1 protein-coding gene is annotated in these 502 nt (G+C 71.1%); it reads left to right on the top strand.

The genetic code is table 11. The annotated features are described in order from the left end of the window. Positions 1-502, top strand: a 502-nt coding sequence (locus tag GTW67_RS08730) for a ketoacyl-synthetase C-terminal extension domain-containing protein (RefSeq protein WP_272920473.1), incomplete at both ends; no start/stop codon positions are given.

Genomic DNA, 502 nt, shown 5'->3' with positions numbered 1-502 from the left:
ACGGGGTGCTGCCGCGGACGTTGCATGTTGATGAGCCTTCGCCGCAGGTGGAGTGGTCGGCCGGGGCCGTTGAGCTGCTGACGCAGTCGGTGGAGTGGCCGGAGGCGGCGGAGCCGCGTCGGGCGGGTGTGTCGTCTTTCGGTATCAGTGGGACGAACGCGCACGTGATCCTGGAAGAGGCGCCGGCTGTCGAGGCGGAGCCGGCTGCGGACGCTGAGCCGCCGGTGGTGGTGCCTGTGGCGCCCTGGGTGGTGTCGGGACGATCCGAGGCGGCGCTGCGGGCGCAGGCCGAGCGCATGGCCGCCTTCCTGAGTGATGCCTCGGATGCCGATCCCGTCGACGTGGCGTGGTCGCTGGTGTCGGCTCGGTCGGTCTTCGAACACCGCGCTGTGGTGCTGTCGGGTGACCGGGCGGGGTTGTCCGCCGTGGTGTCTGGTGAGCCGGTTGCTGGTGTGGTGCGCGGTGAGGTGGTGCCGGGTCGGCTGGCGGTGTTGTTCTCGGG

The organism is Streptomyces sp. SID5910 (assembly GCF_009862125.1).
GTDB lineage: Bacteria > Actinomycetota > Actinomycetes > Streptomycetales > Streptomycetaceae > Streptomyces.
This window is presented reverse-complemented; position numbering and strand designations above follow the sequence as displayed.